The organism is Streptomyces sp. KLMMK, assembly GCF_036961605.1.
Lineage (GTDB): Bacteria > Actinomycetota > Actinomycetes > Streptomycetales > Streptomycetaceae > Streptomyces > Streptomyces telluris.
The window spans coordinates 1-5,467 of sequence record NZ_JBAMDC010000419.1; the positions used below are offsets into that span (position 1 = coordinate 1).

Annotated in this window: 4 protein-coding genes and 1 pseudogene; all 5 read right to left on the bottom strand. The window is 67.4% G+C overall.

The features are described from left to right. Window positions 1-88: 88 nt before the first annotated feature. Window positions 89-766: pseudogene (locus V7793_RS32640) on the bottom strand (IS5 family transposase); the annotation flags it as partial. 93 nt (window positions 767-859) lie between these two features. Then, a complete protein-coding gene (locus V7793_RS32645; protein WP_336013318.1) occupies window positions 860-1,273 on the bottom strand; it encodes a RacP protein in 414 nt (137 codons plus the stop codon). 2 nt (window positions 1,274-1,275) lie between these two features. Beyond that, window positions 1,276-2,334, bottom strand: a complete 1,059-nt coding sequence (locus V7793_RS32650; protein WP_336013319.1) for a DUF6192 family protein — start codon at window positions 2,332-2,334, stop codon at window positions 1,276-1,278. A 538-nt stretch (window positions 2,335-2,872) separates the two neighbouring features. Further along, window positions 2,873-4,012 (bottom strand): IS110 family transposase, encoded by a 1,140-nt coding sequence (locus tag V7793_RS32655; protein ID WP_336013321.1) that lies wholly within the window; start codon window positions 4,010-4,012, stop codon window positions 2,873-2,875. 75 nt (window positions 4,013-4,087) lie between these two features. After that, window positions 4,088-5,467 (bottom strand): reverse transcriptase domain-containing protein (locus tag V7793_RS32660; protein WP_336013322.1); only part of this gene is annotated, 1,380 nt, incomplete at its 5' end.

Below are 5,467 nucleotides of genomic sequence, written 5' to 3' on the forward strand. Positions count from 1 at the left end.
CCTTCGGCCTAGGCGTAGGCGAACACGTCCGTCAGCGTCCGAAGACGCAAGCCGGGACGGTCGGGAACGGCGCACCCCCGCTCGGCCAGGAGCGCTCCACTACCCAGCGGCGGGGTAGCACCACGAATCCCTTGGTGTTCGGCGGCCTGCGGACGGTCTTCAGCGTGATGTCGCACCGGTCCTTGGCCCAGGCCACGAGTTTGCCGGCATAGTTCGAGTCGGCCCAGACGGTCGCGATTTCCGGGTGCATGACGTTCAGCCGGAACAAAAGTTCCTTGGCGGCCTCGCGATCGGTGACATTGGCCGGGGTGACCATGACGAGCAGGACCAGGCCGCGGGTGTCGACCGCGAGGTGGCGTTTGCGGCCGTTGATCAGCTTGGCTCCGTCGAAGCCGCGGCTGTCCTTGCCGACCGTCTCGGACGCCTTCACGCTCTGGGAGTCCACGATCACCGCTGTGGCCTGCGGCGTCTTGCCACTGCTGACCCTCACCGCCCGCCGCAGCTCGTCACGGATCACGCTGATGGCGCCGGAGGCCGCCCAGCGCCGGGCGAACCCGTAAATCGTCCTCCAAGGGGGGAAATCGGACGGCATCGCGCGCCACTTTATGCCGTTGTCGACCAGGTAGCGGAGGCCGTCGACGATCTCGCGGCGGGGATGCTTCTCCGGCCGGCCCCGGCCGACCTCGCTGGCCGCGGGTGGAAGCAGGGCCTCGATCAAGGCCCACTCGGCATCGGTAGTGTCGGACGGGTAGCGGCGTCGGCGCATCACCAAGGTCGGGGGTCCTGGCCGCGGCCGGGTGCCGCGGGGGAGCCGGCCAGGACCCCTGGTCCCTTCTCATGCGCGCTGGCGCCCCCGGGGTCAGCGGCCCTGGTCGGCCGCCATGGCCAGGCTGGCCTCGACCGCTTTGATCTGCGTGTTCAGGTAGTTCGCCCACCGGCTTTGGGGGAAGAGCGCCAGGTGGGGAGCCAGCGTGCCGGTGATCATCCGGCGGAAGGCGGTGAGCCGCTCGCTGATCCAGGCCCGCTCCCACGCCTCCAGCTCAGCTTCGCTCGCGCAGAAGTGATAGCCCTCCTCGCGCGTCCAGATCAGCGGGGGCCAGCCCCGCTCGCCGGACAGGTCCCGCAGGGCCCGCAGGCCGCTTCGGGTCTGGTAGAGACTCAGCTCGCAGGCGCCCATCAGGCGTTTGATCACCAGCCCCGACGGGGCAGCCTCCATCAGCGCGATCTGGATGAGCTCGGCGTGACGCTCCGCGGCCGGGGAGCGTTTGCGCACGGTCACTCACCCCGCAGGATGCGGGCAAGTTCCTCGTCCATATCGACCTGACCAGTGGAAACGGCGGTCTCCATCCAGTCGAGCGCCGCGCGGGCCCGTGCGATGTTCGACATCAGGACCTCGCGCTCGTCGCCCGACCACTGGCGGTCGCGCATCTTCGGCACCGCCTTGGAGGTCTCGCGCACGAACCGGTGGAAGGCGCCGAGCAGGTCGACGAACTCCTCCGTCCGCTCGATCCGCCTCACCGCCGGCCCGGCCGGCGAGGTCTGGCGGAAGGCCGCGGCCTGCTGGCGGGAACGGTCGGCCTGAGCCCGGTTCACCATGCGACGAGCGGTGTCGTCGGCCGCGACCCGCGCGGCGACCTCCGGCCGCCGCAGCACATCGCTCGCCACCTTCGCGGCGGCGACATCGTCCCTCACCAGGCCCCGGACCGCTTCCGCGCGGTGTTCGGGTTTCTGGGCCTCCGTCACCGCCTGGCGGACGGCGGTGTCGTCCATCAGGCGGGCCGCGATCGCCGGTCGCCGCAGCACGTCCGCCGCCACCTGAACGGCCACGTCCTCGTCCACCGCCAGGTCGTGAACGCGATCCACCTTCTCCTGGACCGTCCCCGGCCGGTCCGGCCGCCGCCCGACGCACTTCTGGGCCAGGTTCGTCGTCCACCGCCGCGTGCCGCTCACGTCATCGACGGGCGGGTTCCCGATCGCCTCGAACCGCTCGTTCTCCTCCTGGATCGACGCCAGGATCGTGTGGACTTTGTGGGAGACGCCTTCCCGGCGCCGGCCGGCGGGCCAGCGGTGGGAGGTGAACCGGTAGTTCAGCACCGTGCTCAGCGATAAGCCCACGTCGTCCGCATACATCTGGAGCGACGCGCGGACGCCGAACAACTCGTCCTCGTGCACCACCGAACCGCCGTGCGGACGCATCGGCTCGATCTCCAGCGCGTGGTCGCCGATCGTGAACATCGCCCGTCCCATCTGGGCGACGAGCTGGCGGTCAGCGACGACGATCTCTTCGTAACGCTTCCGGGTGACCTGACCAACGTTCTCGGACAAGGTGATCACCACCCACCCCTCACGGGGCCGGGTGCGGCACCAAGGGCCGCAAGGGAACCCACGGCCCCTTGCTCCTTTCGGAGCGTCCACCTCCGCGAGATCGTCAACAACCCTCGGTGTCAACTCGGTCAGAACCGGCGGAAATTCGCCAAAAGGAGCGTTCAGATCGGCGTCACTGTGACGCTGTTCCGAACCCTTCCTGTCGCCGCTGCCAAGCCCTCGTCCGGCACCTGGCCGAGCAGAACAGCGTCCCGGCCGGATGCTCCACCCCCGGCGTCCACCGCGTCCCGCACGACGGACACTCAACAGCGTCCCGGGCATCCCGCAACGCGGCCACCCTCGCCCGCACCCGCCGGGCCTGATGCCACTGCCTGGAACGACACACCGCCGAACAGAACCGGGCCCGCGGGCCGGCATCCGGCCGAAGCCGTTCACCACAGGCCGGGCAGTACCGGGCAGGCACCCGCCCGTCACCAACGGCCACCCCACCAGGCTAGGCCCGCCAGAAGATCACTTCAGCGACTTCAGAAACTTCCCAATGCCGTTGTCAAGCTGCTGCGGCGGCCGTGGGCGCCCCCTGGTAGCACGCTCCGTCTCGGATCATGGCCCACAGGACGTTGACGCGTCGGCGGGCGAGGGATAGCAGGGCCTGCTGGTGGTTCTTGCCTTCCTTGCGCTTGCGTTCGTAGTACGTCCGCGAGGCCGAACAGGTTCTGAGGCTGGCCAGTGAGGAGAGGTAGAAGGCCCGGAGGAGTCCGCGGTGGAAGCGGTTGGGCCTTCGCATGTTGCCGCTGACGCGGCCGGAGTCGCGTGGAACGGGTGCCAGGCCGGCGAAGGTGGCCAGACGGTCGGCGGTGCCGAAAGGCTCCAGGTCACCGCCGGTGGCGGCGATGAACTCGGCTCCGAGGCAGGGACCCATGCCGGGGAGGCTGTTGATCACCTCCGCGTGCCGATGCTGGTGAAACCGGGCCTCGATGAGCGCGTCGACTTCAGCGATCTCCTCGTTGAGGGCCATGACCCCCTTCGCCAGGCGGGCCACGAGGGTCGCGGCCACCTTCTCGCCGGGCAGGGCGGTGTGCTGGGCCTGGGCGGCTTCGACCGCTGCCCGGGCCAGCTCGGCGGCGCCTCTGACCTTGCGGTTCTTCAGCCAGGTCTCGATGCGCTTGGCGCCGGTTCGGCGGATCGCCGCCGGCGTCTGGTAACCGGTCAGCAGCATGACCGGCCCCTGGTTGGTCAGGGTCAGGGCGCGTTCGAGCGCGGGGAAGATCTCCAGCAGCTGGGCCCGGAGCCGGTTGATCTGCCGGGTACGGTCACAGACCAGGTCGGTGCGGCGGGTGATGAGAAGCCGCAGATCGACGGCCACCTCGTCACCGGGCCGCAGGACGCCGAGGTCGCGGCGCATCCGGGCCTGGTCGGCGATGACGTGCGCGTCCTTGGCGTCGGTCTTGCCCTGGCCCCGGTAGGCGGCGGACGCGTGGTGCACGGCCAGGCCCGGAAGGAAGACCATCGGCTGGCCGTGGTCGAGCAGCAGAGCGATGACCAGAGCAGCACCGCCGCGGTTGATGTCGACGGCCCACAGCACGTCCTCGGAGAGGGCCAGGACGTCGCGGATGAGGCCCAGCAGCTCAGTTTCGTCGTTGAGGACTCGGCGCGAGAGCAGTCGTTCCCCTGTCACGTCGATCACCACGGTCGGGTAGCCGGAGCCCCTTGCGAGGCTCCGGCCCCCTCAGAACCGTGCATGCCGCTCGTCGCGGCACACGGCTCAAGCGGGCCGCGAGGGCCGCACGTTTGCTCTGTCCTTGCCACCTGCATGAAGCTGCTGGTGGCAGGTGGTGTGCCTCAGTTCCAGGTTCCGTGGATCGTCAGACCCACCGTGCTGACGGTGGACGACGTGGTGAACATGAAATGCTCTAGTCGCCGCCGAGAACCAGGACACCCATTCGTTCAGGTTGTCCGGCTCGAATCCAGCCCCTTCCAAAAGATCAAGCCCACAGCCAGGACACTTCCCTTTCTGGCGGACTGCCAGGCCGATGATGAGCTTGCGCTCCAGCTGTGGCAGGCCCTTGGTCGCTGTCCTCTTGGCCCAGTACTCCTTCAGCGCGGGGTCGTCCTTTGACGCATTCGCCGGAACGGCCGCGTGCCTCCGGATCTTCGTCCAAGCGAACTTATGCATGAGCACTTTGTCGTTGCCAAAGACCCACACATCGTTCCGCTTGGGGTGGTGCCGCCCCCAGTAGTGGGCTCGGATCCACCTCCGACCTTTCCTGCGGTGCCGCTTTACAGCCCACTTCCACAGTCGCCCGAAAGCGTAGAAATCAAGATTCCGGTACGCCCTAGACGATGAGTAGGGGCTGTAGTACATAGACCACCCTTTGACAAAGGGGTTGAGGGTGAGGATCAGGTCCTCGTGACTCCCTTGCCCGTTCGTACGCTGGATGATCTGCTTGATCCTCTGCCTGGCCCTTCGTATCGCCTCCTTGGATGGGGTAATGAGGACGGTGCCGTCCGCGTACTTTCGGATGTGAGCACCCAGGAAGTCGAAGCCTTCCGCGAGGTGGACAATGCGCGTCTTCTCCTCGTTGAAGGCCAATCCGCGGGGCTTAAGCCACTCCTCCAGCTTGTTTCTGGCTTGACATGCAGCTTCCTTCGTGTGACACAGCACCACGAAATCATCTGCGTACCGCACAAGTACCGGTGAGTCTTCGGCCGTTCGCACCAGGCCGTTCCACGCCGTCTTGACCGTCCTTACCCCGGCTGCGGATTCCATTCCGTGCAGGGCAATGTTGAGGAGGAGAGGGCTGATGACACCACCTTGAGGTGTCCCCTCTTCGGTGTTGGTGAAGCCGCCCTCTTCGATCACCCCAGCTTTGAGCCACCCTCTGATGTCTTTGGCAGCTGGGAAGGTGCCAATTGACTCCAGCAGATGCTCGTGACTGATGCGGTCGAACGCCCCCGCCAGATCCGCGTCCAGGATCCATAACCGTTTGGCGGCCCGCCTAGCGGTCACTTTGTGGATCATGGATAGCGCATCGTGACAGCCTCGCCCAGGGCGGAAGCCGTAGCTCCTGCCTTCGAACTTGGCTTCCCACTCAGGTTCGAGCGCGTTCTTCACTCGCGCCTGGTGGACTCGGTCCCGGATCAC